The following is a 25,278-nucleotide window of genomic DNA, read 5'->3' as shown; positions in this document are numbered from 1 at the left end:
GGCTTTTGTTAGTTGTCGTGGTGCCGGCGGACGATTTCGTTGATCCAGATGGGCGCAAACGGGGACGTGCAGCCCGGCGGGGTTGGGTAGTCCTTCAGCACTTCGAGCCGCTCGCCGATGGCGATGGCCCGATCCCTGTGTTGGGCGTGCCCGATGCCGATCTGGGCCAGGCACGTATTCATCGCCCACTGCAGGCGTTCCGGCGCACCCTTCATCTCTGCCTCGATGATGTCCAGCAACCGGGCAAGGTCAAGGCCTTGGGGCTGCTTCGCCACACGGTCGCTCGTTAATGCCCAGCCGGCGCTGGCCACGACGGGATCGAGGTCGGCGGACCAGGCAAGGCGCAGCTCCTCTGAATGCGGGTTCTTTTTCACCACGTAGTTCACCAGCCAGTCCTGCACCTTTGGCGCGCGGGCCTCGCGGAGCATGGTGTCCAACTCGTCGCGCCCGAACGCCTTCGGACGGCAGACCAGGAGGGCCAGCAGCCTCGCCGCGGTATCGCCGGTGTCCCAGAGGCCGCGGGCAAGTTCGTGCTGCGTCTTCAGCCGCTTGGCAACGGCCCGCAGCTTGCCGAGGTTTACGCCATGATCGTCGCCGTGCTTTTCATTCACCTCGCGTGCCCGCGGGTCCTCAAGGCCGGCAAGCTCTGCCCTCAGCTCAGCCACGCTCGTCCCGGTCAATGCAGTTCCGGCCATCACAGCCACCTCTCCGTCGTGTGCGAAGTTCAGCCTATGACGAAGCCCGGGGTCCAGTACACGCCATGCCGCTCCGGCGCGGCATCCGGCGCCGTCAGAGCCGGCGCACCAACCAGCTGGCAACCCATCGGGCATCGTGATTGCCGTCGTCGTCCCACTCCACCAACACATGGGTGACCGTGTAGGCCATGGCGAGCCCAATGCTGGAACCCACCTTCACCCGGGCAGGCCGGAGCATCAGCACCGGCCGGCCGGGGGCTTGCTGCAAGGCTTCCTGGCGGAGGGTTGACTGTGACGGGACGGCGGGCAGTTGCCGGGGGAGCGTGTCCGGAAGTGTCTGCTGTTCGGCTGGAGCTGGGGTTAGCGGCATGCGAAGTCCTGGAGGGATTGGAACATGTGCGCCAGTACCGTTTTCTTAGGCTGGGAGCACTATCACCGGCCAACCCGGGTGGCCGGCAGCAGCCGTGGCCGGCCTGCTGCCGTACCAACAAGACTAGGAGCCGGCCCCCCGCTATTCATGAGTAGGAAGTACTCGACTCTTGGAGTGGCCTACTACCTGCGGGGGCCTGGCCAGGACCTACGAGTCCTGGTCTTTGGTGAGTTCGAAGTCCAGATCCAGGTCCTCCGGCGACGAGAGCTTCCGCCACGTGGACGCCACACGGGCAGTAGGCAGTTGTGCCGCTATGGGCATTCGGTCTACTTCGACAAGCTGTTGGAGATCCAGGCCTGTCAGCGTGGCGATGTCCCTGATGGGGACCTGAAAGGTCCGGAACGGGCCCAGCGGCGGAGCTTCGTCGACAGCCTTTTGCGGCGCGGGGTCCTCCAGGTCGCCCAACTGCGCCGTCTGGTCAACGACGTAGCCCGTCGCTGAAAGCTCTCCGTCCTGCAGGAAGGCGGCGACTTTGAAGAACAGCAGAGGGATGTCCACGCCACGGTACACCGGGTCGTTCTCGCCGAAGATGGGTCCTGTGAAAACGATGAGCCTGCGGCCGTAGTCCGCGGCATGCTGGAGCAGGTAGGACTCGAGGCCGAGCCACAGGTCCAGGCCTTGGTTGAACTTCGCCGCCTGCGGAGCAGCGTTGGTGTAGTGGAAAGTGTCCTCATTGGCCTGGGCTGCCTCGGTGCGGGAATCGCCCCAGACAGCCGAGGCGCGGCGCACCAGGTGGCCCCGGTCGATATCGTTGCGTGCGTAGAGCCGTTCCCCGGTCTGCTGGTCCTCAGCCAGCCTGGGGTCCAGCCGCCACCGGATGCCGGACCTGTCCAGGTCCATCAGCTTCTCTCCGTTGATACCGACAGCGGTGACAGCTGCCAGGCGCTTGTCGAGCCGCATGAGCAGTGAGAAGTGCGTGTAACGCAGCAGTACCGTTTCAGCATCGGCGAGGTCCGGTACCGGAACGGGAAGCCCCAGGAAGTGAGCGTCGAACCCGGCCCGGCCGGTCAGATCATGCGCCACAGTGGAATTTGATGACAACCAGACTTCATTCATGGGCCGGACACTAGCAGCAGGAGGTGACAACGGCGTGACAACCCGGCGCTGGACCCGTTTATTTCCGAAGGCTCGAGTTCCTGGAACAGTGTCACCTGCAGACCTGCGGGTACTGGCGGGGTGAAGGCCAGCAGAGCGGCGTTCCCGTAAGCCAAGGCAACCTGTGGCCGACTCATTCGATGACCTCGAATTGTGGTCAGGGCTTAACCAGCGAAAAACCCCGCATCATCGCCGAACAAGCGACAACACGGGGTTTATCCCGAGCTTCCTATCAGAATCGAACTGATGACCTTTTCATTACGAGTGAAACGCTCTACCGACTGAGCTAAGGAAGCACCGCATGCTTTACCCGGAAGAACCGGGCGCTTCATGCAAGAGTCAACTGTAATAGAGTCCCCGCGCCCGGGTCAAAATGGGCGGGACCAAAGGGCTGAGGCCTTCAACACACCGTGTTGTCGGCGGGAACCGTACCGCTGACGAGGTAGGTGTCTACGGGGTCCTCGATGCAGCTGTTGGACCGGCCGTAGGCGGTGTGGCCCTCGCCTTCCCAGGTCAGCAAAGCAGCGTTTCCCAGCTGCTTGCGGAGCGAAGCGGCCCACTCAACAGGTGTGGCAGGGTCGCCGGTGGTGCCGATAACCACGATGGGGGACTCTCCGGTGTATTCGACCGGCGCCGGTGTGCGGACGTTCTTGTACGGCCAGTCGGCACAGTTGGTCCCGCCGTAGGCAAAGAAATACCCGAACGTGGGGGAACCCTGCATCAGGCGCTGCTGTTCAGCCCGCATAGCGGCAGTATCGGACTCCATGGGGTAGTCCAGGCAGTTGATGGCATTGAACGCAAACGTCGAATTGGAGGTGTAGGTGCCGTTGGAAGCACGGTCGGCACCAAGGTCGGCCAGCCGGAGCATCAGGCTTACATCCCCGGTCATCGCCGCTTCCAGGGCCTGCGTCAGGGCCGGCCAGCTCTGGTCGTTGTACAGCGGGGTGATGAGGCCGCTGACGAACATCGTGGCGTTCACCAAACGGCCGTCCTTTGCGGTACGGGGGGTCTGCTGGACGGCGGCGATAAGGTCGCGGACCTGCTGCACTCCTGTATCAACGTTTCCGCTCAGTGGGCACCCGTCCTGCTCCAGGCAGTTGGCAACATAGGCCCGGATGGCCTTTTCGAAGGCGCGGGCCTGGCCCCGGGTCAGCTCCTCGTTGCTGATGGACGGATCCAGGGCTCCGTCGAGCACCATGCGGCCCACGTTGTCCGGGAACAGTGAAGCGTAGGTTGATCCCAGGAAGGTGCCGTAGGAGTACCCGAGGTAGTTGAGCTTCTGGTCATTGACCACTGCGCGGAGGATGTCCATGTCCTTCGCGGAGCTCATGGTGTCGATGTGGGCCAGTACCGGTCCGGTTTGTTCAGCACATTGCGCGGCGATCGCCTTGTTGTCCGCCCGGGCGGCTTCCAGGCCGGCGTCCGTTTCCAGTTCGTAGATCTTGGCCCGCGCGGCGTCACGCTCGGCGTCGGTCAGACAGCTGACCGGCGCGGAGCGCTTCACGCCCCGGGGATCGAAACCCACCAGGTCGTAGGCGTTCCGCACGGTCTGCGAAAAGTGTGTTCCCGAGGCATCTTTGACGAAGTCGTATCCGGAGGCCCCCGGCCCTCCCGGGTTAACCAGCAGGCTGCCCGTCTTGTTGCCCGTGCTCGATGCCCTCAACGCAGCCAGTTCAATGGTGTCACCGTCGGGTTTGCCGTAGTCCATCGGCACCTTCACCTTGGCGCACTGGAATTCCCTTTCGCATGGCTCCCACACCACTTCCTGCGAGTAGAACTCCTCCAGCCCGGCCGGAGCGGAGGCCACAATTGCGGGATCCGCCTTTGCGGTGGACGCCTCCTGGCTGCGGTCTTCGCCGCCAAGGAGGGTGCAGGAGGCCAGAACCATGGCAAGCACCATGGCCCCGGCGGCACGCACTCCAATCACCCAGGATCGGGGGCGTGCTGGCAGGGGGCGGGCAGTCATCGGGTCTCCTTGGAGGGGGCTAGATCAGGCTGGCTGCCATGGACTCAATGGTCAACAGCGGGGCAACGTTGGTGGTGGTAATGCGTTCACGGGCTTTGTTGATGGCGTCCATCCGGGCGAGGGTGGCTTCAGGAGTGGAGCGGGTGGCAAACTCCTCCAATTCACCCTCCAACTCAACGTTTACCAGCTCCACAGCATTCCCGAGCTGGATAATCAGCACATCGCGGTAGAAGGACAGCAGATCGGTGAGCGTCCGGTCCAGGGAATCGGTGATGGACCGCTTGGCCCGGCGCTTCTGGTCCTCCTCAAGCTGCTTCACCTGGCTGCGCATTGCCGGAGGAAGCGCTCCGGATTCGGGCGCACCGAGGGTTGCCAGCAGGGCGGCCTTCTCGGCAGCGTCGCGTTCCTCGTTGGAACTGTTGGCCTCCGCAGTGGCAATTTTAACCAGCTTCTCCGCCATCATCACCGCGGCAGTAACACCGCGCAGGCCCAGGGGAAACCGGACGGTTTCCAGCCTGCGCTCCCTGGCTGCGGGATCGCGGGCCAGCCTGCGGGCAATCCCCACGTGGCTTTGGGCCGCCCGGGCCGCGCGCTCCGCCAGCGCCGGCTCCACGCCGTCGCGCTTCACCAGCAGGGCAGCCACATCGGCAGCGGGCGGCAGCCGCAAGGCCACGCTCCGGCAGCGCGAGCGGATGGTGACCAGTACATCGGCAGGGGAAGGCGCGCACAGCATCCACACCGTCCGGGGAGTCGGCTCTTCGATGGCCTTGAGCAGGACGTTGGTGGTGCGCTCGGCCATCCGGTCTGCGTCTTCCACCACGATGATCCGCCAGCGTCCGGAGGACGGCCGGTTCCCCGCGGTTGCTACCAGGTCCCGCGCCTCATCAATGGTGATGGTGACCTTTTCGGTCCGGACGAAGGTGACGTCCGAGTGGGTTTCCCCCAGGATGGTCAGGCAGGCAGGGCATTGCCCGCACCCGCGCCGGGCTACATCCTCCTGGTCGCAGTTCAACGCCGCGGCGAACGCCTTGGCGGCATTTGAGCGGCCCGATCCGGGCGGCCCGGTAAAAAGCCAGGCGTGCGTGAGGTTTTCGCCGCTTGCGGCCTGGCGCAGTTGTTCGACGACGGCGGCCTGGCCCTGCAGGTCGTCCCACACCGTCATGGGCTGTCTCCCTCCGCGGTCGCCAACAGGGCGTCCACACGCTGGAGGATCTGCGCGGCAAGGTCTCCCACGGGGAGATGGGCGGGCAGCACAAGGTAGGAACCGGCGCGGCTGGCAGCCAATTCCAGGAATGCATCCCGAATCCGGACGTGGAACTCGTCAGCTTCGGACTCCAAGCGGTCCTCCGCTGCATCACCGGCGGTCCGGCGCTGGCGGCCCGCTGCCGGGTCAACATCCAGCAGGACGGTGAGGTGGGGCTCCAGGCCCGAGGTGGCCCACGCATTGATAGAGCGGACTGCATCCTTGCCGAGGTCCCGTCCGGCTCCCTGGTAGGCGACGGACGAGTCAATGTACCGGTCCGTCAAAACGATCTCGCCGCGCTCAAGTGCCGGCCGGATGACCTGGCTGGCGTGGGCAGCCCTGGACGCCGCGAAAATCAGGGCTTCGGTATGCGCGTCAATGTGGCCGTGCCCATGGTCAAGGACCAGGGAGCGAAGTTTCTCGCCGATGGGCGTTCCCCCGGGTTCCCGGGTCCGCAGGACGGTGAGGCCGCGCGCTTCAAGGGCATCTGCAAGCCGGGCTGCCTGGGTGGACTTGCCGGCACCATCCCCGCCCTCAAATGCGATGAAAAGGCCCGCCCGTTGTTTACTCACCGGTCAAGCCTACCGATCCTCACCCGCAATCGCAGACTGCCCGGGGCGATATGTGGACAGTATCAGCGCACCAGGTAACGCCTTTCCCGGCTGCCCGGGGCGGACAGTAGGCTTTCCCGCATGAGCCTTTCCGAACAGCAAGCGGCTTCCCTGGCAGCCGAAACGGTCGTGGTGGCGGCCGGGCGTCCGCCCCGGGAAAGGGACCAGCCGGTCAACCCGCCCATCGTCCTGTCTTCCACATTCTTCGGTATTGGTGCCCTTGCGGACGGGGACCGCGGCTACGGCCGGTACTCGAACCCCACCTGGGATCCCTTCGAGGAAGCGCTGGGGCAACTCGAAGGGGCGGGGCTGCCCGGTCTGCTTTATGCATCCGGCCTCGCTGCGGTCAGTTCCGCCCTGTCCCTCATTCCCTCCGGTGGAGTGCTGGTCATGCCCACGCTGTGCTATTCGGGCTCGCTGGTGATGGCCGCCGAGCTGGCGCAGAAGGGCTTCATTGAACTCCGCACCGTGGACATCGCGGATACCGACGCCGTCAAGGAGGCACTCGCGCCCAGCGGCCCCGCCGGCCGCTCCGCTTCCATGCTGTGGCTTGAGAGCCCAACGAACCCCATGCTGAGCATCGCGGACATGCCGGCTGTCACCGCCGCGGCCCACGCCGCCGGAGCCATCGTGGTCACGGACAACACCTTTTCCACCCCCTTGGTCCAGCAACCCCTGCGCCTGGGCTCCGACGTCGTCCTGCATTCGGTGACCAAGTACCTGGCGGGCCACTCCGACGTCGTCCTTGGCGCCCTGGTGACGTCCAACCCTGATATCCGTTCGGCGCTGCTCCATCACCGGACCATCCATGGCGGCATTGCCGGGCCCTTCGAATCCTGGCTGGCACTGCGAGGGCTGCGCACACTGGCGCTCCGCATTGAACGGTCCCAAGCCACTGCGATGGTGCTGGCGGAACGGCTTGGGGCCCATCCGCGGCTCGAGTCGGTCCGGTTCCCGGGCCTTTCCGCCGATCCGGGCCATGAACGGGCCAAGGCGCAGATGAAGGGCTTCGGTTCAATCGTCTGCATCCAGGCAGCGCCTGTGGGCGGGATGAGCGGCGCCGACGCCGCGGACGCGGTGGTGCGTGCAGTGAAGCTGTGGCTGCCCGCAACGTCGCTGGGCGGGGTTGAATCGCTGATCGAACGCCGGCGCCGGCACGCCGCCGAACCTGCAGACGTGCCCGAAAATTTGATCCGCCTCAGCGTGGGCATCGAAAATGTTGAAGACCTCTGGGCGGACTTGAAGCAGGCGCTGGACGCGCTGGACGGCTAGGCTGGGCTTGTGGACGGTGAACTCATTATTCGGCCTGTAGAGCAGGCAGTGTTCTTTATTCTTGCCCTGGTGGCCCTGGGACTTGAATTGTGGGCTGTGGTGGACTGCGCCCGGCACCGCGCCAATGCCTTCGAGGCAACCGGGAAGAGGACCAAGACCTTTTGGATGGCCCTGACAGGTGGAGCCGCCTTCGTCGGCGTCATCTCGTTCTTCGGCAGCGGCGGCGGATTCTTCGGCACCCTCGGCCTGTTCGGGCTCGCGGCCGTAGTGGCGGCATCCGTCTACCTGGCAGACGTGCGGCCGGCCGTGAAGGATGCCGGACGCGGCGGCAGCCGCAACACGGGTCCCTACGGCCCCTGGTGACGGGGCTGCGCTGGCCTGGCCCCCAGCTGACTTAACCCTGCTGACCTAACCCTGCCGGCTCAACCCAGCGGGGCCACCGCTTCCCAGTCCACCGTCAACTCGCCCAGCCGCCATCTGGCCGGACCATCCTGAACCGGCCAGCCGGCGTCGCGCAGCATCCGGGCCATGGACTGCCAGCGCTGCCTGTTGCCAAAGGCGGCCAGCGGCGCGGATTCCAGCCAGGCCCTGTCCATGGCCTGCATCAGGGTGTGCACCGGTTCGCCCGGGACATTGCGGTGGATCAAGGCCTTCGGGAGCCGCTCCGCAACTTCCGAAGGCAGCTCAAAACTCCCAAACCGGACCGAAATACTGAGTGAGAGCGGACGTTCGGCATCCAGCGCCACCCACGTCACCCGCCGCCCGATCTCGTCGCACGTGCCGTCGATAAACAGGCCGTCCGCAGACAGGCGGTCCTGCACCAGCCGCCAGATCCCTGCCACGTCGGCTTCCTCGTACTGCCGCAGGACGTTGAACGCCCGCACCAGTACGGGCCGTCCGGCAACGGGGATTTCGAAGCCGCCCACGTGGAAGCTCAGACCTGGCCGCTGCAATGGCAAGGCGGCCCGGACCCGGTCCGGTTCAATTTCGATGCCGCACACCTGGACATCCGGACGCACGCCGGACAACCTGTCAAAGAGCTCGACGGCGGTGGCCGGGGTGGCGCCGTAGCCCAGATCCACCACCAGGGGGTTTGCAGCGGATCTAAGACGCCAGCCCTGGGGTCCGGTCAACCAGCGGTCCACCCGCCGCATACGGTTGGGATTGGTGGTGCCGCGGGTTACGTTGCCTACCGGCCGGCCCTGCCTGCCGCCAGGGTTCCTGCCACTTATCTGCGGGGCAACCACCCGTTCAGCTTTTTGCACCACCGCCCAACCTTATCCCCGCGCAGCCCCTGCCATATCCCTGCGCCGGTGGTGTCCTTTGTAACGCTGGGCGGGTGGCAGCGGCGCTCAGCTAGGATGAAAATCATGACTTACAAGCTGATTCTGCTGCGCCACGGCCACAGCGAATGGAACGCCAAAAACCTGTTCACCGGCTGGGTGGACGTAGACCTTAACGATCAGGGCCGGACGGAAGCAGCAAGGGGTGGTGAGCTCCTGGTTGAGAACAATGTTCTCCCGGACATCCTTTACACCTCCCTGTTGAAGCGGGCCATCAACACCGCAAACATCTCGCTGGACAAGGCGGACCGCGGCTGGATTCCGGTCAAGCGCGACTGGCGCCTGAACGAACGCCACTACGGCGCACTGCAGGGCAAGGACAAGGCCCAGACCCTCGCCGAATACGGCGAAAAGCAGTTCATGGAGTGGCGCCGTTCCTACGACACGCCGCCGCCGCCCCTGGACGACAACTCCGAGTTCTCCCAGGTGGGGGACCCCCGTTACGCGGACCTTGGGAACGCCATTCCCCGCACGGAATGCCTGAAGGACGTCCTGGTCCGGCTGCTGCCGTACTGGGAATCGGACATCAAGGCAGACCTGAAGTCAGGAAAGACTGTCCTGGTGACGGCCCACGGCAACTCGCTCCGTGCCCTGGTCAAGCACCTTGACGGCATCAGCGATGAAGCCATCGCCGGCCTGAACATCCCCACGGGCATCCCGCTGGTCTACGACCTCGACGAGGACTTCCAGCCGGTCAAGCCGGGCGGCACCTACCTGGATCCCGAAGCAGCCGCAGAAGCCATCATGGCAGTGGCCAACCAGGGCAAAAAGTGAGCCTTTAAACGCCCGACGGCGGGCCGGTCACTTTTGGTGACCGGCCCGCCGTCTTCTGTTCAGGAGCCCGCTGCAGTTAGCTGTGCTCGATGCCGTTCGGCTGCCACGCACCGGTCACCAGGTAGGTAACCTTCTGCGCGACGGAGACACCGTGGTCCGCAAAGCGCTCGAAGTACCGGCTGGCCAGGGCCACGTCCACGGTGGTGGCGGGGGACTCGGCCCACTCCGGCGCGGCGATGGCCTTGAAGACGCTGAGGTGCAGATCGTTGATGGCGGTGTTTGCCTTCAGGATGTCCCGGGCCACCTCAAGGTCGCGGGTCTCCAGCAGTACGGTGAGCTTGTCCGCGATTTCCTGGTCCAGCTCCGCCATGCTCTTGAACGTTCCGGTCATCGATTCCGGAATGACGACGGAGGGGAAACGGAGGCGGGCCAGCTGCGCGATATGCCGGGCAAGGTCGCCCATCCGCTCGAGCGAGGCGCTCATCCGCAGGGACCCTACGATCATCCGCAGGTCGCTGGCAACCGGGCCCTGCAGCGCCAGGATGTCGATGGCCCGTTCATCCAGGCTGTTCTGCAGGAAGTCGATGCGGGCATCCGCGGCGATGACGTCCTGGGCGAGGTCGACGTCCGCCACCTCGAAGGATGTTGTGGCCTTATCCATGGCTTCGCTGACCAGCCGGGAGATCTCCACCAGCTGGTCACCGACCTGGGTGAGCTCTTCCTGAAAAACCTTACGCACTTAGGCGTCCTTTCCTTGGAACTCCGTCCCGCCCGCTCCAGGGCAGCAGGAATTCGTGTCGCCGTTCGGCAGTCCAACTCGTTACTCTGCCAGTATCCGGTAAACGGTTAAGTCCTTGAAGATGAACGTTAGTTGAACCGTCGGTGCGGCAGTCCCGGACGCGCCGACGGCCACCTGCCAGCGCATAAGGTGGAGCTGTGGATCCTATGCTCATCGGTCTGGTCGCCGGCCTCATCGGCCTGGCGCTCGGCACCTTCGGCGTGCTGGCCTACAGGGTCAGCGAAAAGCAGCGGCACCTGCTGGACGTCGACGCCGATGACATCGCGCTGCCGGCCGGCGCCGCCGAGGTGCTGGCCGTCGTCGGACGCGCCTTTGTGGTGGTGGACGCCGTGGACGGCGTGGTCCGGGCAAGCCCCGCGGCCTACGCCTATGGCCTGGTGCGCGGCCACACCGTGGTCCACAAGGAACTGCTGGACATGACGGCAGGAGTCCGCCGGGACGGCGTCATCCTGGAGAAGCAGCTGGAGCTTCCGCGCGGCCCGTTGGGGCAGGGCACCATCATTGTCCAGGTGCGGGCAGCCATGCTGGGGGAGGAGTACATCCTCCTGCTCGCGGACGACCGTACGGAGATCACCCGGACGGAAGAGATCCGGAACGACTTCGTGGCCAACGTCTCCCACGAACTCAAAACCCCTGTGGGCGCGATTTCCCTGCTCGCCGAGGCCCTGGAGTCCTCCGCCGACGACGAACAGGCAGTGCGCCGCTTCGCCAAGCGCATGCACAAGGAATCCGGCCGGCTCGCTGCCTTGGTGCAGGACATCATTGAGCTCTCCCGGCTTCAGGGTGCCAGCGTGGCGCAGGAGGGCCGCCCTGTTGACGTGAACGCCGTCATCGCCGAGGCCGTGGACCGGTCCCAGCTGCCCGCCGAGAGCAAGAACATCCGCATTGTTGTTGGCGGCCGGATAGAGGGCAAGGTCTTTGGTGACCAGGACCTCCTGGTCACGGCACTGCGCAACTTGATTGACAACGCCATCCGCTACTCGCCGGCCAACACCCGGGTGGGCATCGGGGTCCGCTCGCGGGACGGGCTCGTCTCAATCTCCGTGACGGACCAGGGCGAGGGGCTCAGCCCCGAGGATCAGGAACGCGTCTTCGAGCGCTTCTACCGTGTGGATTCCGCCCGTTCCCGCCATACCGGCGGCACCGGCCTCGGACTGAGCATCGTCAAACACGTCGCCTCCAACCATGGCGGGGAGGTGACCCTCTGGTCCCAGCCGGGCCAAGGGTCCACCTTCACACTCCGCCTGCCGGAAATGGAAGGGCCGGACGGCGAGGACGACGTACCGCACGCCGCCGCCCCCGGACTGACGGGACAGGCACACCGGAAGTCAATCGCCATCCAAGAACCCCGCGCCGCAGGCGCAAAAGAACGAGGAGCTAACGCTTGAGCAGGATTTTGATTGTGGAGGACGAGGAATCGTTCAGCGATCCCTTGTCCTATTTGCTGGGCAAGGAAGGGTTCGAGGTGGAGGTCGTGGACAACGGCCTGGACGCCATCACCGAGTTCGACCGGAACGGGGCGGACCTGGTGCTGCTGGACCTCCAGCTTCCCGGGCTCTCCGGGACCGAGGTATGCCGCCAGTTGCGCCAGCGCTCCAGCGTCCCGGTGATCATGCTGACGGCCAAGGACTCTGAGATCGACAAAGTGGTGGGCCTGGAACTGGGCGCCGACGACTACGTCACCAAGCCATACTCCTCCCGGGAACTGGTGGCCAGGGTCCGGGCGGTACTGCGCCGCCAGGGTGAACCCGAGGAGCTGATTTCCTCCACCGTGCAGGCCGGGCCCGTCCGGATGGATATTGAACGCCATGTGGTCAGCGTGGGCGGCGAACAAGTGCTGCTCCCCTTGAAGGAGTTCGAACTCCTGGAGATGCTCCTGCGCAACTCCGGCCGCGTGCTCACCCGCGGCCAGCTCATTGACCGCGTGTGGGGATCGGACTATGTCGGCGATACGAAAACCCTCGATGTCCACGTCAAGCGGCTGCGCGGAAAGATCGAACCCGATCCTTCAGCGCCGCGATTCCTTGTAACCGTCCGGGGCCTCGGCTACAAGTTCGAGCCGTAAGCTGCTAAGCCCAAGGACCAAGGACACAAGAAAAGGGAGGGGCCGCCTGGCCCCTCCCTTTTCTTGTACCTAAGCTTCTTGGAGCCTGTGGCTTAGTGGTTGCTGCCGCCGAGTTCGGAAGCCGTGGGGGAGGGGGTGGGCGACGGCGACGGCGTGCTGCCCGCAGGCAGGTATTCCTTGTATTCGGGCAGCGTGGCGTCCAGCACCGGAACCTTCACGGTGTTGCTCACGTTGGTGCCGTTTTCGCTGATCTTGACGTCCACCAGGGATCCGGGGATGCCCCCGGTGGTGCTCAGGATGGCTTCGTCCGAGGTGTCGTTCAGCCTGGTGTAGGAGCTGGCCTTGACCGGCACTTCCGTCTGTGAGCCTTCGGCGCCGTTCAGCGTCAGCGTCACGTCCTGGGAGGACGAGTTGTAGACCGCACCGATGACGCGGCCGGGCTGGTCTTCCCCGTTCGAGACGATGAGCATGTTGCGCAGCTCAAGCGGGCCGAGGTCTGCGTTGATGCCATCGGACTGCTGGTACTGCTGGCTTGTCTGCTGGGAATTGGTGTACCCGCAGCCCGACGTCAGCAGTCCGACGCCGAGGGCGGCAGCCGTCAGTGCCACTTTGGCGCGCTGGGCCCGGTTCATCGCAGTGAAACGCACGTCACGTACTCCTCGAGAGGTTTGAAAGATTATTCAGGGCCTAGCCTATCCGCAAAGGCCCTTAAACGAGGATTCGGCCCCGTCATATCCTCCCTTGGCAGGGCCAGTGAGATGCACTAATATCCGCATTCGTCAAGGGGTCCAAGGGGGTGGATTGTGCCGTTTTCCCGCGTATTTTCGCGGTTCGGGGCCCTTTTGCCGGCCGGTCATATGCCTGAATCGTGATAAACTGGTCTGCGGGAAAGGGGAAATGTCCACATGGTATTTGAGGTCGGCGAGACAGTAGTTTACCCTCACCACGGTGCTGCGAAAATTGAAGAAATCAAGATGCGCACCATCAAGGGCGAAGAGAAGATGTATCTCAAGCTCAAGGTGGCTCAGGGTGATCTGACCATTGAAGTTCCAGCAGAGAATGTAGATCTTGTTGGCGTTCGGGACGTAGTGGGCAAGGAAGGCTTGGAGCACGTGTTCGATGTGCTTCGTGCCGAGTTCACCGAAGAACCCACCAACTGGTCACGCAGGTACAAGGCAAATCTGGAGAAGCTTGCTTCCGGTGACGTCATCAAGGTGGCAGAGGTCGTCCGCGACCTGTGGCGCCGCGATCACGACCGGGGCCTTTCCGCAGGCGAAAAGCGTATGCTGGCCAAAGCCCGGCAGATTCTGATTTCAGAACTGGCCCTGGCTGAAAAGACCGACGAGGAGAAGGCTGCAAGCGTTCTCGACGAGGTTCTGGCTTCCTAAGAATTGAACCCCGGTGGCACCCACGTGCCGCCGGGGCTTCTTTTTGCCCGAATTCACGTCCCGGCGTGGCCAGCCGCGGGGACGTAGGCTAGTCCGCATGAGTGAAACTCCCACGCGCCCCGTCACCGCCGTGATCCTGGTGGCCGCCGGCTCCGGGCAACGGCTTGGCTACGGCATGCCCAAGGCGGCGGTGCCGCTGGGTGGCGAACCTATCCTGATGCACGCACTCCGGGGCATCGTCGCGTCCGGTGTCAGCAGCCAGGTATGCATCGCACTTCCGGCCGGCGATACCGGCCTGCGGCGGCTGTGTGATGACTTCCGGGAAGAACTGGCCGACGGCGGCCCCCTCCTGTCCCTTGTCGACGGCGGCGCCACCCGGGCCGATTCCGTCCGGGCGGGCATCGCTGCCCTTATGGAAGGGATCGAGGCCGTGCTGGTGCACGATGCTGCCCGGGCCCTGACGCCGGAATCGGTTTTCCACCGGGTGGTGAACGCCCTTGCTGCCGGAGCCGTTGCCGTTATCCCCACCGTTCCCGTGGTGGACACGGTCAAGACCGTCGCCGCGACTACCGGCGGGGACAGTGCACTGGCTCCGGAAGTTGTTACCGGGACCGCACCACGTGAGGACCTGCGCGCCGTCCAGACGCCGCAGGGATTCCAGCTCAAAACCCTCCTGCAAGCGCATGAAGCGGCCCGCACCCTGGACCAGCATCAGTCCGCCGCCGTAACTGATGACGCGATGCTCGTCGAGATGCTGGGCACTCCGGTCCACGCTGTCCGGGGCTCCAGCCAGTCACTGAAGATCACCACTCCACTGGATCTGATCCTCGCCGAGGGACTTTTGGAAGGGCCCCTGGGCGCCCGCTGGGTGGAGGGCTGACCATGGCAGACGTCCACGTGGTCCTGCCCCGGACCGGCATCGGCATCGACGTGCATGCGTACGCTCCTGAGGACGCGGCACGCCCGCTGTGGCTCGGCGGGCTCCACTGGGAAGGTGAACGTGGCCTCGCCGGGCACTCGGACGGTGACCCGGTGGCCCACGCAGCTGCGGACGCCCTTTTCTCAGCCGCCGGAATTGGTGACCTCGGCACCCACTTCGGGACCAGCCGTCCTGAGTTCGCCGGTGCATCCGGGGTCACCCTCCTCACGGAAGCAGCCAGGATCGTGAGGGCAGCCGGCTTCGAAATCGGCAACGTCGCAGTCCAGTTCGTGGCCAACCGGCCCAAATTCGGTCCCCGCCGGGAAGAATCGCAGCAGGTCCTCAGCGAAGCAGCCGGCGCACCCATCAGCGTTACGGCAACCACCAGCGACGGCCTGGGGTTCGCGGGGCGCGGCGAAGGTATCTCCGCGGTGGCCACTGCCCTGGTGTATCCGAAGCCCTCCGCCGCCATCGGCTAATCTGGAGCGGTGACCCTGCGCTTCTATGACACTGCCTCCGCCGAAGTCCGGAACTTCGTCCCCCTCGTCGAGGGCAAGGCCAGCCTCTACTACTGTGGGGCCACGGTGCAGGGCATGCCCCACGTTGGCCACATCCGCTCCGCCATCGCCTTCGACCAGCTCACCCGCTGGCTGACCTATCGCGGCTTCCGGGTGACGGTGGTCAGGAACGTCACCGACATCGACGACAAGATCCTCGCCAAGTCGGAAGCATCCTTCGCGCCGGAGTTCACTCCGGAGTCTGGTGAAGTGCCCCAGGAAGAGTGGTGGGCCCTCGCATACCGCTACGAACAGGAATTCCTGAAGGCGTACGACGCCCTTGGCGTCTCGCGGCCGACGTACGAACCCCGTGCCACCGGCCATATCCCGGAAATGCATGCCCTGATCCAGCAATTGATGGACCGCGGGCACGCCTATGCCGCCCTGGACGAATCCGGCGACGTGTACTTTGACGTCCGTTCCTGGAGTAAATACGGGTCCCTGACGCGGCAGAACATCGACGACATGCAGGCAGCCCCCGACGCCGACCCTCGCGGGAAGAAGGACCCCCGCGATTTCGCGCTGTGGAAGGGTTCCAAGGACGGAGAGCCCACCACCGCGAGCTGGGCTTCACCCTGGGGCACCGGCCGCCCGGGCTGGCACCTGGAATGCTCCGCCATGGTCACCAAATACCTGGGCACGGAATTCGATATCCATGGCGGAGGCCTGGACCTGAGGTTTCCGCACCACGAAAACGAGCTGGCACAGTCCCAGGCCGCCGGCCACCCGTTCGCCAGCTTCTGGATGCACAACGGCATGGTGACGTACCAGGGCGAGAAGATGTCCAAGTCCATCGGGAACACCATCAGCCCGGCCGAGATGCTGGAACTGGCCCCGCCCCGGGTGGTCCGCTACTACCTCGGCCAGGCGCATTACCGCTCCATCCTGGACTACCGGCCCACATCCCTGCAGGAAGCCGCCGCCGCCGTCGAGCGCATTGATGGATTCCTCGCCAAGGCTTCAGCCCGCTTCGGCAACGACGTCAGTTTCGAGGCCGGCAACTTCGGCTCATCCACCGACGCTGTCCGCACTTTTTCTGATGCCATGGACGACGACCTCAATGTACCGCGTGCGCTGGCGGCGCTCCACGAGAGCGTACGCGCCGGGAACACATCCCTCGCCGAGGGGGATGACGACGCCGTCCGGCACGCGCTGAACGCAGTCATGGTGATGACTGAGGTCCTTGGGCTGAATGCTGTAGCCGGCGCCGATGCCGGCGGCAGCAAGGAAGCCGCCGCCCTCGACGTCCTGGTCCGGGCGCAACTGGAAGCCCGGGCCGCGGCGCGGGCCGAAAAAAACTGGGCCGCCTCCGACGCCATCCGGGACACCCTTGCCGCCGCCGGCGTCGTCGTAGAGGACGGTCCGGACGGCGCCACCTGGAGCCTGAAGCGGGACTGAGGGGGCAGTCACCCTTAAGCCATCCCTGCCGGGTCAGGCGATTTTACTTGGTTCAGTAGACTGGTAAGCAGACTCAGTCAACACAATCAAGGGTGGAACACAATGGCCAACAATGGTCGCCGATCGGTTAAAGCGAAGAAGGGCCCAACCATCGGAACCGGTGGTCACGGCCGCAAGGCCCTCGAAGGCAAGGGCCCTACGCCCAAGGCGGAGGACCGCCCCTACCACAAGGCGCACAAATCCAAGCAGCTGGCAGAGCGCTCGGCCGCCAAGCGCGGTACGGGCGCCCGCAGCGCCGGCGCCGCCAAGTCCGGCCCCAAGGGACGGGCTACCGAGGAAGTGGTCACCGGCCGCAACTCCGTGGTTGAAGCGCTCCGCGCGGGCATTCCCGCCAAGGCCCTGCACATCGCCATCCGCATCGAAATGGATGACCGGGTCAAGGAATCCCTGAAGCTCGCGGCCGAACGCGGCATCCCGCTGCTGGAGACCGGCAAGCCCGAACTGGACCGGATGACTGACGACGCCATCCACCAGGGCCTGGTCCTGCAGATCCCGCCCTACGAGTACCAGGACGCCTACGAACTCGCCGAGGAGACGGTGGAGAAGTGGAAAAAGGGCCACGTCCCCAATGCGCCGCTCTTCGTTGCCCTCGACGGCATCACCGACCCCCGGAACCTCGGTGCCATCATCCGGTCGGTTTCCGCCTTCAGCGGCCATGGCGTGATCGTCCCCGAACGCCGCTCCGTGGGCGTCACCGCCTCTGCCTGGAAAACCAGCGCCGGGGCAGCAGTCCGGGTACCGGTGGCGCGTGCGTCCAACCTCAACAGCGCGCTGAAGCAGTTCAAGAACATGGGCATCTTTGTCCTGGGCCTTGACGGCGATGGCGACGTTTCGCTTCCCGACCTCACCCTCGCCACGGAACCCGTCTGTATCGTGGTGGGCTCGGAAGGCAAGGGCCTCAGCCGCCTGGTCAGGGAGAACTGCGACCAGATCGTTTCGATCCCGATCGACTCGGCCATGGAATCCCTGAACGCCTCCATGGCAGTGGGGATCTCGCTGTACGAGGTATCCCGCCAGCGCGCCGCAAAGTAACCGCGGCCCAGTTTAAGGTCCGTTTTCCCGGCCTGCCTATGCGCCGTTGCGACGCGTAGGCAGGCGAAGTGCCCCTGGCGGCTAATATTTTAGGTGATGGTCATGCCGCTCTTCGACACTGCTTCCACCACGGACGCCTCAACGGCTCTTCCACTCGGTGTGACTGTCCCGCGCGCGGATTTGGCGGTGTCCGGTCCAGCCGGAAACGGCACCCGGCCGGGTGCCAGGGCTAACGTGGCCTGCTACGCCCCGGGCGTGCGGAACCTGGAAATCGTCTACATAGCCCCGGGCGGAGACTGGCGCGTACAGGCGCTGCCCAACGTAAGCCACGGCGTCCACCACGGAATTGTGGACAACCTGCCGTACGGCTCGCGCTACGGGTTCCGCGCAGCATCCGCTGAACAGTCCCTGCCGCTAGCCGTGCCCACCCAGGACGTTGACGACGACGGCGGCCAGCCGCTGCTGCTCGACCCGTACGGGCGCGCCGTGGACCAGCGTGACGGATTCCTGACGAGCGTCCGGATGGCCAGCGACTTTGACTGGGGATCGGACTCCAGGCTCCGCCTGGAGTGGCGCGACACCATCATCTATGAGGCCCACGTCCGCGGCCAGAGCATGCTCCACCCGGACGTGCCCGAGGAACTCCGCGGCACCTACGCCGGCCTGGCGCACCCGGCCATTATTGAGCACCTCAAGAGCCTCGGAATCACGGCAGTGCAGTTGCTGCCCGTCCATTTCCACCTGGATGAACCGCATCTGCAGGACCTGGGACTGACCAACTACTGGGGATACAACACCGCAGCCTTCTTTGCCCCCCACCCCGGCTACGCCACCAAGGCGGCCCAACAGGCGGGCCCCCAGGCCGTCCAGGACGAGTTCAAGGGAATGGTAAAGGCGCTCCATGCCGCAGACCTGGAAGTCATCCTGGACGTTGTCTACAACCACACAGCCGAAGGCGGGCCGGACGGACAGACCTTGAGCTTCCGGGGGCTGGGGGAGGACACGTACTACCGGACTGACGGGAACGGCAAGTACGAGGACACCACTGGCTGCGGCAACAGCCTGAATTTTGCTGAACCACGGGTAGTCCAGCTGGTGCTGGATTCGCTGCGCCACTGGGTGGACGAGTTCCACATTGACGGTTTCCGGTTCGACCTTGCCGTGACGCTCTGCCGGAATGCAGCCAATGAGTTCGATCCCCGGCACCCGTTCCTCGTTGCCATTGCGGCGGATCCCGTCCTGTCCGACGTAAAGCTGATCGCCGAGCCTTGGGATGTGGGCTACGGCGGCTGGCAGACCGGACGGTTCCCGGCCGGCTGGGCAGACTGGAACGACCACTTCCGGGACGCCGTGCGCTCATTCTGGCTGGCGGACCGTGCTGCGCTCGAATCCGGCGGGCAGGGCGGATCGGTGGCCAAGCTCGCGGACGTGATGTCGGGTTCCGCAGCCCTCTTTGCGGCGTCCGGCCGCTCCCGGCTGGCGTCGGTCAACTACGTCACCGCCCATGATGGCTTCACCCTGAACGACGTCGTCTCCTACGACCGGAAACACAACGAGGCCAACGGTGAGCAGAACCGGGACGGCCACGGCGACAACCGCAGCTACAACCACGGTTTCGAAGGCCCCACCGAGGACGGCGCCATCCTGGCCAGGCGCGCCCAGTCCCGCCGTAACCTCATGGCCACGCTGCTGATCTCCATCGGCGTGCCCATGATCACGGCCGGAGACGAACTGGCGCGGACCCAGCAGGGCAACAACAACGCGTACTGCCAGGACAACGCCATCGCCTGGCTGGACTGGACCAGGACTCCGGAGTCCCACGAGATGCTCCGCAGCACCAAGCGGTACATCCGCCTCCGCAAGGAGTTCCTGGCGGCGCAGCCCCACGACTTTCCGGTCCGGGATGAGCAGTCCTACCTGTACTGGTTCGACCACGCCGGGCAACCCATGTCCATGGAACGCTGGAACGATCCGCAGCACCGCGTGATGCAACTCCTGCTGGGTTCCGACGACGGCACGCTCGCCGGCCTGGTGGTGGTGAACGGCAGCAACTCCGACGTCCAGATCACGCTGCCCCGCATCACCGCGGAGGGCACACCCCACAGGATGTTCGAGCTTCGGCTGACCACCTCACCGCTGCACGAGCTCCGCCAGGGCAGCAGGGTGGCTTCGGGGGAGAAGGACCTCCTGGAGGCCAACTCCATCAACATCTACCGCAGCTGATGCACCGGGGAACAACGTGATGCGCAACCGCAATGTCCTGCCCTTGCTGCTGACTGTGCTTGTGGTGCTGGGATTGCTCACCTTCGGTGGTACCGCGATCCTGGGCCAGTTGACGGACAGTACGACGCCGGAGGGCGGGGTCAGTGCCACGGCCGCCCCGGGGGCCGCCTCACGTCCTTCCGCCCAGGGTTCCCCCGCTGCCGGCGCCGGCCCAGGGAACGCCGCTCCCAAACCCCAGGCGCAGGAGAACCCGTCCCGCCTGCCGGAGGTGCGGGAGTCTGCGCTGCCAGCCGAAGGCCGCCGGACGCTCGCCCTCATCCGCGCCGGGGGACCCTACAGTTACCGCCAGGACGACCAGACCTTCGGGAACTTCGAGCGGATCCTGCCCCGGCGGGACAGAGGTTACTACCGTGAATACACGGTGCCAACACCGGGGGAATCAGACCGGGGAGCGCGGCGCATCGTGGCCGGCGATGGCGGCGAGAAGTACTACACAGATGACCACTACGGGACGTTCCGATTCATAGTAGAAGGCAGCTAGGCAACCATGAAGATTTACTCCGGAGACTCCTGGACCCTGGAAGAACTGCAGGAACAGGTGGCTGACGCCGGACGCCGCAGCCTGGTGGTTCCCGCCGCCGACAGCAAGAAGGCAGTCCTGGAAACCTTCGGCGAGGTCCTCAACTTCCCCGAACACTACGGCGTGAACCTGGATGCCCTGAACGACTCCCTGCATGACTTCGCGGACAGCATCACGGACAACGGCAACCCGCCGGTCACCGTGTTGTGGCAGGTGGCGGCGCCTTTCCGCGGCGACCGGTCCTTCGGTGTCATCTGCGAAATCCTCCAGGACGCCGAGCGCTACGCCGGCAAGGACCTCGCCGTCACAGCAGTCATGCTCTAAGGGCGTTCTTCCTGCCCGGCGTAGGTCTCCAGCAAGTCCAAGGCACGGCTGCCGCCCTCCTCCACGGCAAGGGCCTTGCGCATGGTGTCTGCCTTTTCACGGCCTCCCGGGAAGGGCGGCAGGAGGGGAACCTCGGGATCGGTCAGCACTTCGATCAGCACAGGGCGGTCGGCCGCGAATGCCCGCTCCCAGGCGTCGCCGAGAAGCTCGGGATCGTCCACGCGGATTCCCGTGAGGCCCAGCAGCTCGGCGTAACCTGCGAAGGGGAAGTCGGGGAGTTCCTGGCTGTCCCGGAACCGCGGCTCGCCCTCGGACTCGCGCTGCTCCCACGTCACTTCCGTGAGCTCCCGGTTGTTGAAGACGCAAACCACGAACCGGGGGTCCTGCCACTGCTGCCAGCGGTGGGCCACGGTCACCAGTTCGGCGATCCCTGCCATTTGCATGGCGCCGTCCCCGGACAGTGCCACCAACGGCCGGTCGGGGTGGGCAAGCTTGGCGGCGATGCCGTACGGGATGGAGCAGCCCATGCTTGCCAGCGTGCCTGAAAGGTGGGCCGGCACGCCCCGCGGAAGGATCAGCTGGCGGGCGTACCAGTAAACGCAACTGCCGACGTCGATACTCACTTGGGCGTTGGCAGGAAGCCTGCCGTTGAGCTCCCGCACCACCCTCTCCGGGTTGACGGGCATGGCAGGTACTGCGGCGCGTTCTTCGGACAGTGCCCGCCAGCGCGTGACTTCCTGCTCGACGTCGGCCCGCCACTGCCCGCCTGGCCGCTGATCGAGCCGGGAACCAAGGGCCTTCAGGGCCGTTGCCGCGTCGCCGGCCAGCCCAACCTCCACAGGGTAGCGGTTGCCGATCTTCCGCTCGTCGATATCAATCTGGACAGCCCGTGCCGCTCCGGGCGGTGGATAGAACTCGGTCCACGGATCATTCGAGCCGACAATCAGCAGCGCATCGCAGTTGCCCAGCAGGTGGGCGCTGGCGGTGGTGCCCAGGTGTCCCATGGTGCCCACGGCGAAAGGCAGGGTCTCGTCCACGTACGGCTTCCCCAGGAGGCTGGTGGCGATGCCGGCACCCAGCTGTTCGGCCACGGCCACCACTTCTGCGGCGGCGTGCCGGGCACCCTGGCCCACGAGAAGCGCCACCCTCTGCGCATTGTTGAGGATCGCAGCAGCGGCGTCCAGGTCCTCACCGCGGGGCGACTTCGCTGACGTGCTCCAGGACGGCGCGGTGACCACAACGCCATGTTCCTGTTCCAGCTGCGGTGCGGGCGCGGACTGGATGTCGTGCGGCAGGATCACCACGCACGGCGAAGACGTGGCCTTGGCCGTGCGGAAGGCGCGGTCCAGGACCATGGGAAGCTGCTCAGGGGCGTTGACCTGCTGCACGAACTGGGCTGCAACGTCCTTGAACAGGACGGTCAGCTCGATTTCCTGCATGTAGGCCGAGCCCAGCACGGTTCGGCTTTGCTGTCCCACAATCGCCACCACGGGCACGCCGTCGAGCTTGGCGTCGTAAAGGCCGTTGAGGAGGTGGACGGCGCCCGGTCCCTGCGTGGACGTCACCACTCCCACGCCGCCGGTGTACTTCGCGTGCCCTACCGCCATGAACGCAGCGGTTTCCTCGTGCCGTGCCTGCACGAATTCAACCCGGCCCTCCGCCCGGCGGAGGGCACCCATAAAGCCGTTGATCCCGTCCCCGCTGTACCCGAACACGCGCTTGACGCCCCACGTTGTGAGCCGTTCCACGATCAGGTCAGCCACGGTCCGGTCGTTCATAGGATCCTCCTGCAGCGGTTTCGTGCCCTGCCTCTTACGCGTTGACGATCAGGCCCAGCTCAGCCTTCGAGGCCAGTGCGTCGTGCCGGGGCAGCACCCGGACGGTGTACCCGAAGGACCCGGAGCGGTCGATGACCAGCGAGCCGCTGAACAGGTGCCGGCCGCTGCCCAGGTCTTCCTGGACCTTCAGTTCCATGACTGTGATGTCCGCGAGGGCGTCGCTTTCCTCCGCCCTGCCGTAGGCCACCTCCACGCTGACGTCGTCCGGGGTGAGGCTGTTCAGCGCCACGTAGGCATTCACCTGGAGAGTGTCACCGATCTGCGGGTCCTCCGAAACCCCTACGGAGTCCACGTGCTCCACGTGCACCTGGGGCCAGGCGGCTCGCACCTTTGCGGTCCAGGCTGCCAAGGTGCGGGCCTGGGAATAGGAGTTGGCGCCGGCGTTCCTGCCGGCCTCCGCTGCGGGGCGGTAAAGGATGTTCACGTAGTCGCGCAGCATGCGCTCGGCGGAAACGGCCGGGCCAAGGTGCGAGAGGGTGTGCTTGATCATCGACACCCAGTGCGTGGGCACCTTCTCCGTGCCCGACGTCGACGGCCCCGCAGCACCTGCGGCTTCGGACACCGTGCTGCCGTAGAAGCGCGGGGCAACCTGCGTCTCAAGCAGCTCGTAAAGTGCGGCGGCTTCGATATCGTCGCGTTCCTCCGGCGATGCGTCGTTATTGGCCGTGGGAATCGCCCAGCCGTTTTCGCCGTCGTACATCTCATCCCACCAGCCGTCGAGGACTGAAAGGTTCAGCGAGCCATTCAGCGCGGCCTTCATGCCGGACGTTCCGCAGGCCTCGAGCGGCCGGAGCGGGTTGTTCAGCCAGACGTCGCAGCCCGGGAACAGCGTCCGTGCCATCGCGATGTCGTAGTTGGGCAGGAAGACGATGCGGTGGCGGACCTCCGGGTCATCGGTGAACCGGACCAGGTCCTGGATCATCTTCTTTCCGGCGTCGTCCGCGGGGTGGGATTTGCCGGCAATCACCAGCTGGATGGGATGTTCCCTGTGCAGGAGGAGTGCCTTCAGCCGGTCCGGTTCGCGCAGCATCAGGGTGAGGCGCTTGTAGGTGGGCACGCGGCGGGCGAACCCGATCGTGAGGACGTCGGGGTCCAGCACCTTGTCCGTCCAGCGCAGTTCCGCGTCGGCGGCGCCGCGATTCTTCCACGCGGCCCGCAGCCGGCGGCGGACATCCTCAACCAGGGCGGTCCTCATCTCGCGGCGGAGCTTCCATACGTCGGCGTCGCTGACGTTATAGGCGAGGTCCCAGCGGCCCAGCGCTTCAGCTTCGCTGCCAAACTGGTCCCGGGCAAGCTTGGAGATGCGGCTGTCCACCCAGGTGGGCACATGCACGCCGTTGGTCACGGAGGTGATGGGCACCTCCGAGTGGTCGAAGCCGGGCCACAGGGCGGAAAACATTCCGCGGGACACTTCGCCGTGCAGCTTGGCCACACCGTTTGCCCGCTGCGCCAGCCGCAGACCCATCACGGCCATGTTGAAAACGGACGGGGTGCCGTTCGCGTAATTTTCGCGGCCAAGCTCCAGGATCCGGTCCACGGGCACAGCCGGCGCAAGTCCCGCCTGGAAGAAGTGGTGGATCTGGGAGATTTCAAACCTGTCGATGCCGGCGGGCACCGGGGTGTGCGTGGTGAAAACAGTCGAGGCGCGGCCCGCAGCCAGGGCCTCATCAAACGTCAGCGCCTCGTCCCCGGACATCAGTTCCTGGATGCGCTCGATGCCCAGGAATCCTGCGTGGCCCTCATTGGTGTGGAACACTTCCGGAGCACGGGTTCCTGTGAGTTTCTGGAAGGCGCGGAGCGCTTTGACCCCGCCCATGCCCAGCAGCAGTTCCTGTTGCAGCCGGTGGTCGCCACCGCCGCCGTAGAGACGGTCAGTGATGCTGCGGGCGGCTTCGTCGTTGCCCGGAACGTTCGAGTCCAGGAGCAGCAGGGGGACGCGTCCGACGTCGGCACGCCAGATGTGGGCCAGCAGGCGGCGGTTGTTGGGGAGCGGCAGGGAGATTTGCAGCGGCCGCCCGTTCCCGTCGCCGGAAGGTTCACGCAGGAGGGTAAGCGGCAGGCCGTCCGGATCCAGGACGGGGTAGGTTTCCTGCTGCCACGCATCCCGGGACAGGGACTGCTTGAAGTATCCGGCCTGGTACAGCAGGCCAACGCCGATCAGGGGGACGCCCAGGTCCGAGGCCGCCTTGAGGTGGTCGCCGGCCAGGATGCCCAGGCCGCCGGAGTACTGGGGGAGGACTTCGGTGATACCGAATTCGGGGGAGAAGTAGGCAATCGACGCCGGCGCGTCCGGGCCCAGGCCCTGGTACCAGCGCGGCTCCTCGAGGTACCGGTCAAGATCCTTCTCGGCGGCGCGCACACGCTCCACTACCGACTGGTCTGCGGCAAGCTGCTGGAACTCTTCGCGGCTCACCAGGCCCAGGAAACCGACGGGGTCCTCACCGCTTTCCACCCAGAGCCGCCGGTTCAGCCCGGCGAAGAGTTCCCGCGTGGGGCGGTGCCAGGACCAGCGCAAATTACTCGCCAGCCCGGCCAGCGGCCGGATTGGTTCAGGGAGGACTGTACGGACCGTAAATCTGCGGATTGCCTTCACCTGCGTCACACTAACCGACAACATGCACGGCCGGAACCAACCCCGCGTTTCTTTTGGATAAATGACTCATTGC

General features: G+C 65.4%; 24 protein-coding genes and 1 tRNA gene. 13 read left to right on the top strand and 12 right to left on the bottom strand.

All coding sequences use genetic code 11. From position 1 onward, the window contains the following. Positions 1-8: 8 nt before the first annotated feature. The 7 genes from M1D32_RS15570 to tmk form a co-directional block, all read right to left on the bottom strand. Positions 9-695: a DNA alkylation repair protein gene (locus tag M1D32_RS15570; protein WP_458779524.1), complete on the bottom strand. Its 687-nt coding sequence runs from the start codon at positions 693-695 to the stop codon at positions 9-11. A gap of 94 nt (positions 696-789) precedes the next feature. Continuing rightward, entirely contained in the window at positions 790-1,065 is a 276-nt protein-coding gene (locus tag M1D32_RS15565) for a hypothetical protein (protein ID WP_458779523.1), read from the bottom strand. 207 nt (positions 1,066-1,272) lie between these two features. Continuing rightward, on the bottom strand, positions 1,273-2,148 hold the full coding sequence (locus M1D32_RS15560; protein WP_458779522.1) for a DNA/RNA non-specific endonuclease: 876 nt from the start codon (positions 2,146-2,148) through the stop codon (positions 1,273-1,275). 295 nt (positions 2,149-2,443) lie between these two features. Next, a tRNA-Thr gene (locus M1D32_RS15555) sits at positions 2,444-2,516 on the bottom strand. A 104-nt stretch (positions 2,517-2,620) separates the two neighbouring features. Further along, positions 2,621-4,186 (bottom strand): alpha/beta hydrolase, encoded by a 1,566-nt coding sequence (locus tag M1D32_RS15550; RefSeq protein WP_458779521.1) that lies wholly within the window; start codon positions 4,184-4,186, stop codon positions 2,621-2,623. Positions 4,187-4,205: 19 nt separating this feature from the next. Then, on the bottom strand, positions 4,206-5,348 hold the full coding sequence (locus M1D32_RS15545) for a DNA polymerase III subunit delta' (RefSeq protein WP_458779520.1): 1,143 nt from the start codon (positions 5,346-5,348) through the stop codon (positions 4,206-4,208). Next, positions 5,345-6,001, bottom strand: coding sequence for a dTMP kinase (gene tmk, locus M1D32_RS15540; protein ID WP_458779519.1), 657 nt, complete (start codon positions 5,999-6,001; stop codon positions 5,345-5,347). The genes M1D32_RS15545 and tmk overlap by 4 nt, the downstream gene beginning before the upstream one ends. Before the next feature lie 120 nt (positions 6,002-6,121). Here tmk and M1D32_RS15535 point away from each other — a divergent pair, with 120 nt between their 5' ends. Next, positions 6,122-7,312 (top strand): trans-sulfuration enzyme family protein, encoded by a 1,191-nt coding sequence (locus tag M1D32_RS15535; RefSeq protein ID WP_458779518.1) that lies wholly within the window; start codon positions 6,122-6,124, stop codon positions 7,310-7,312. A 9-nt stretch (positions 7,313-7,321) separates the two neighbouring features. Then, positions 7,322-7,675, top strand: coding sequence for a DUF2516 family protein (locus M1D32_RS15530; protein ID WP_163167969.1), 354 nt, complete (start codon positions 7,322-7,324; stop codon positions 7,673-7,675). A 59-nt stretch (positions 7,676-7,734) separates the two neighbouring features. Here M1D32_RS15530 and M1D32_RS15525 read toward each other — a convergent pair whose 3' ends face one another. Beyond that, positions 7,735-8,580, bottom strand: coding sequence for a class I SAM-dependent methyltransferase (locus tag M1D32_RS15525; RefSeq protein WP_458779517.1), 846 nt, complete (start codon positions 8,578-8,580; stop codon positions 7,735-7,737). Between the two features lie 102 nt (positions 8,581-8,682). Between M1D32_RS15525 and M1D32_RS15520 the strand changes: the two genes are divergently transcribed. After that, positions 8,683-9,429, top strand: a complete 747-nt coding sequence (locus tag M1D32_RS15520; RefSeq protein WP_458779516.1) for a phosphoglyceromutase — start codon at positions 8,683-8,685, stop codon at positions 9,427-9,429. Between the two features lie 76 nt (positions 9,430-9,505). Here the strand turns inward: M1D32_RS15520 and phoU are convergent, their stop codons facing one another. Next, positions 9,506-10,168, bottom strand: a complete 663-nt coding sequence (gene phoU, locus M1D32_RS15515; protein WP_458779515.1) for a phosphate signaling complex protein PhoU — start codon at positions 10,166-10,168, stop codon at positions 9,506-9,508. Between the two features lie 206 nt (positions 10,169-10,374). On the opposite strand from phoU, the gene M1D32_RS15510 reads away from it, so the two are divergent. Together M1D32_RS15510 and M1D32_RS15505 are read left to right on the top strand one after the other, a co-directional pair. Then, positions 10,375-11,616 (top strand): sensor histidine kinase, encoded by a 1,242-nt coding sequence (locus tag M1D32_RS15510; RefSeq protein ID WP_458782208.1) that lies wholly within the window; start codon positions 10,375-10,377, stop codon positions 11,614-11,616. Then, a complete protein-coding gene (locus M1D32_RS15505; RefSeq protein WP_104043086.1) occupies positions 11,613-12,293 on the top strand; it encodes a response regulator transcription factor in 681 nt (226 codons plus the stop codon). Before M1D32_RS15510 ends, M1D32_RS15505 begins: the two co-directional genes overlap by 4 nt. Positions 12,294-12,385: 92 nt before the next feature. On the opposite strand, the gene M1D32_RS15500 is transcribed toward M1D32_RS15505, so the two are convergent. Then, positions 12,386-12,940 (bottom strand): hypothetical protein, encoded by a 555-nt coding sequence (locus M1D32_RS15500; protein ID WP_458779514.1) that lies wholly within the window; start codon positions 12,938-12,940, stop codon positions 12,386-12,388. A 258-nt stretch (positions 12,941-13,198) separates the two neighbouring features. Here M1D32_RS15500 and M1D32_RS15495 point away from each other — a divergent pair, with 258 nt between their 5' ends. The 8 genes from M1D32_RS15495 (at position 13,199) to M1D32_RS15460 (ending at position 20,774) form a co-directional block, all read left to right on the top strand. Further along, positions 13,199-13,681 carry a CarD family transcriptional regulator gene (locus M1D32_RS15495; RefSeq protein ID WP_011690592.1) on the top strand — a complete coding sequence of 161 codons (483 nt, stop codon included), beginning with the start codon at positions 13,199-13,201 and terminating at the stop codon, positions 13,679-13,681. 97 nt (positions 13,682-13,778) lie between these two features. Continuing rightward, a complete protein-coding gene (gene ispD / locus M1D32_RS15490; RefSeq protein WP_458779513.1) occupies positions 13,779-14,561 on the top strand; it encodes a 2-C-methyl-D-erythritol 4-phosphate cytidylyltransferase in 783 nt (260 codons plus the stop codon). Between the two features lie 2 nt (positions 14,562-14,563). Beyond that, entirely contained in the window at positions 14,564-15,079 is a 516-nt protein-coding gene (gene ispF, locus M1D32_RS15485) for a 2-C-methyl-D-erythritol 2,4-cyclodiphosphate synthase (RefSeq protein WP_458779512.1), read from the top strand. Between the two features lie 9 nt (positions 15,080-15,088). After that, entirely contained in the window at positions 15,089-16,555 is a 1,467-nt protein-coding gene (gene cysS / locus M1D32_RS15480) for a cysteine--tRNA ligase (protein ID WP_458779511.1), read from the top strand. A 102-nt stretch (positions 16,556-16,657) separates the two neighbouring features. After that, a complete protein-coding gene (gene rlmB, locus M1D32_RS15475) occupies positions 16,658-17,647 on the top strand; it encodes a 23S rRNA (guanosine(2251)-2'-O)-methyltransferase RlmB (RefSeq protein WP_458779510.1) in 990 nt (329 codons plus the stop codon). Between the two features lie 96 nt (positions 17,648-17,743). Continuing rightward, positions 17,744-19,870, top strand: coding sequence for a glycogen debranching protein GlgX (gene glgX / locus M1D32_RS15470; RefSeq protein WP_458779509.1), 2,127 nt, complete (start codon positions 17,744-17,746; stop codon positions 19,868-19,870). A gap of 19 nt (positions 19,871-19,889) precedes the next feature. Next, positions 19,890-20,411, top strand: a complete 522-nt coding sequence (locus tag M1D32_RS15465; RefSeq protein ID WP_458779508.1) for a guanyl-specific ribonuclease — start codon at positions 19,890-19,892, stop codon at positions 20,409-20,411. Between the two features lie 6 nt (positions 20,412-20,417). Beyond that, positions 20,418-20,774, top strand: coding sequence for a barstar family protein (locus M1D32_RS15460; RefSeq protein WP_458779507.1), 357 nt, complete (start codon positions 20,418-20,420; stop codon positions 20,772-20,774). Here M1D32_RS15460 and M1D32_RS15455 read toward each other — a convergent pair. Together M1D32_RS15455 and glgP are read right to left on the bottom strand one after the other, a co-directional pair. Beyond that, a complete protein-coding gene (locus tag M1D32_RS15455) occupies positions 20,771-22,552 on the bottom strand; it encodes a thiamine pyrophosphate-requiring protein (protein ID WP_458779506.1) in 1,782 nt (593 codons plus the stop codon). The genes M1D32_RS15460 and M1D32_RS15455 overlap by 4 nt on opposite strands. Before the next feature lie 34 nt (positions 22,553-22,586). Next, positions 22,587-25,205 (bottom strand): alpha-glucan family phosphorylase, encoded by a 2,619-nt coding sequence (gene glgP / locus M1D32_RS15450; protein ID WP_458779505.1) that lies wholly within the window; start codon positions 25,203-25,205, stop codon positions 22,587-22,589. Between the last annotated feature and the right edge of the window lie 73 nt (positions 25,206-25,278).

It is taken from the genome of Arthrobacter sp. D3-16 (assembly GCF_054408515.1).
This window is presented reverse-complemented; position numbering and strand designations above follow the sequence as displayed.

Excerpts from the sequence above, each read along its gene's own strand:
- M1D32_RS15550 (WP_458779521.1), bottom strand. The coding sequence starts at position 4,186 with ATGACTGCCCGCCCCCTGCCAGCACGCCCCCGATCCTGGGTGATTGGA.
- M1D32_RS15495 (WP_011690592.1), top strand. The coding sequence starts at position 13,199 with ATGGTATTTGAGGTCGGCGAGACAGTAGTTTACCCTCACCACGGTGCT.
- M1D32_RS15565 (WP_458779523.1), bottom strand. The coding sequence starts at position 1,065 with ATGCCGCTAACCCCAGCTCCAGCCGAACAGCAGACACTTCCGGACACG.
- M1D32_RS15455 (WP_458779506.1), bottom strand. The coding sequence starts at position 22,552 with ATGAACGACCGGACCGTGGCTGACCTGATCGTGGAACGGCTCACAACG.
- M1D32_RS15570 (WP_458779524.1), bottom strand. The coding sequence starts at position 695 with ATGGCCGGAACTGCATTGACCGGGACGAGCGTGGCTGAGCTGAGGGCA.
- ispD (WP_458779513.1), top strand. The coding sequence starts at position 13,779 with ATGAGTGAAACTCCCACGCGCCCCGTCACCGCCGTGATCCTGGTGGCC.
- glgX (WP_458779509.1), top strand. The coding sequence starts at position 17,744 with ATGGTCATGCCGCTCTTCGACACTGCTTCCACCACGGACGCCTCAACG.
- M1D32_RS15460 (WP_458779507.1), top strand. The coding sequence starts at position 20,418 with ATGAAGATTTACTCCGGAGACTCCTGGACCCTGGAAGAACTGCAGGAA.
- M1D32_RS15465 (WP_458779508.1), top strand. The coding sequence starts at position 19,890 with ATGCGCAACCGCAATGTCCTGCCCTTGCTGCTGACTGTGCTTGTGGTG.
- M1D32_RS15510 (WP_458782208.1), top strand. The coding sequence starts at position 10,375 with ATGCTCATCGGTCTGGTCGCCGGCCTCATCGGCCTGGCGCTCGGCACC.
- ispF (WP_458779512.1), top strand. The coding sequence starts at position 14,564 with ATGGCAGACGTCCACGTGGTCCTGCCCCGGACCGGCATCGGCATCGAC.
- M1D32_RS15520 (WP_458779516.1), top strand. The coding sequence starts at position 8,683 with ATGACTTACAAGCTGATTCTGCTGCGCCACGGCCACAGCGAATGGAAC.
- M1D32_RS15545 (WP_458779520.1), bottom strand. The coding sequence starts at position 5,348 with ATGACGGTGTGGGACGACCTGCAGGGCCAGGCCGCCGTCGTCGAACAA.
- rlmB (WP_458779510.1), top strand. The coding sequence starts at position 16,658 with ATGGCCAACAATGGTCGCCGATCGGTTAAAGCGAAGAAGGGCCCAACC.
- M1D32_RS15535 (WP_458779518.1), top strand. The coding sequence starts at position 6,122 with ATGAGCCTTTCCGAACAGCAAGCGGCTTCCCTGGCAGCCGAAACGGTC.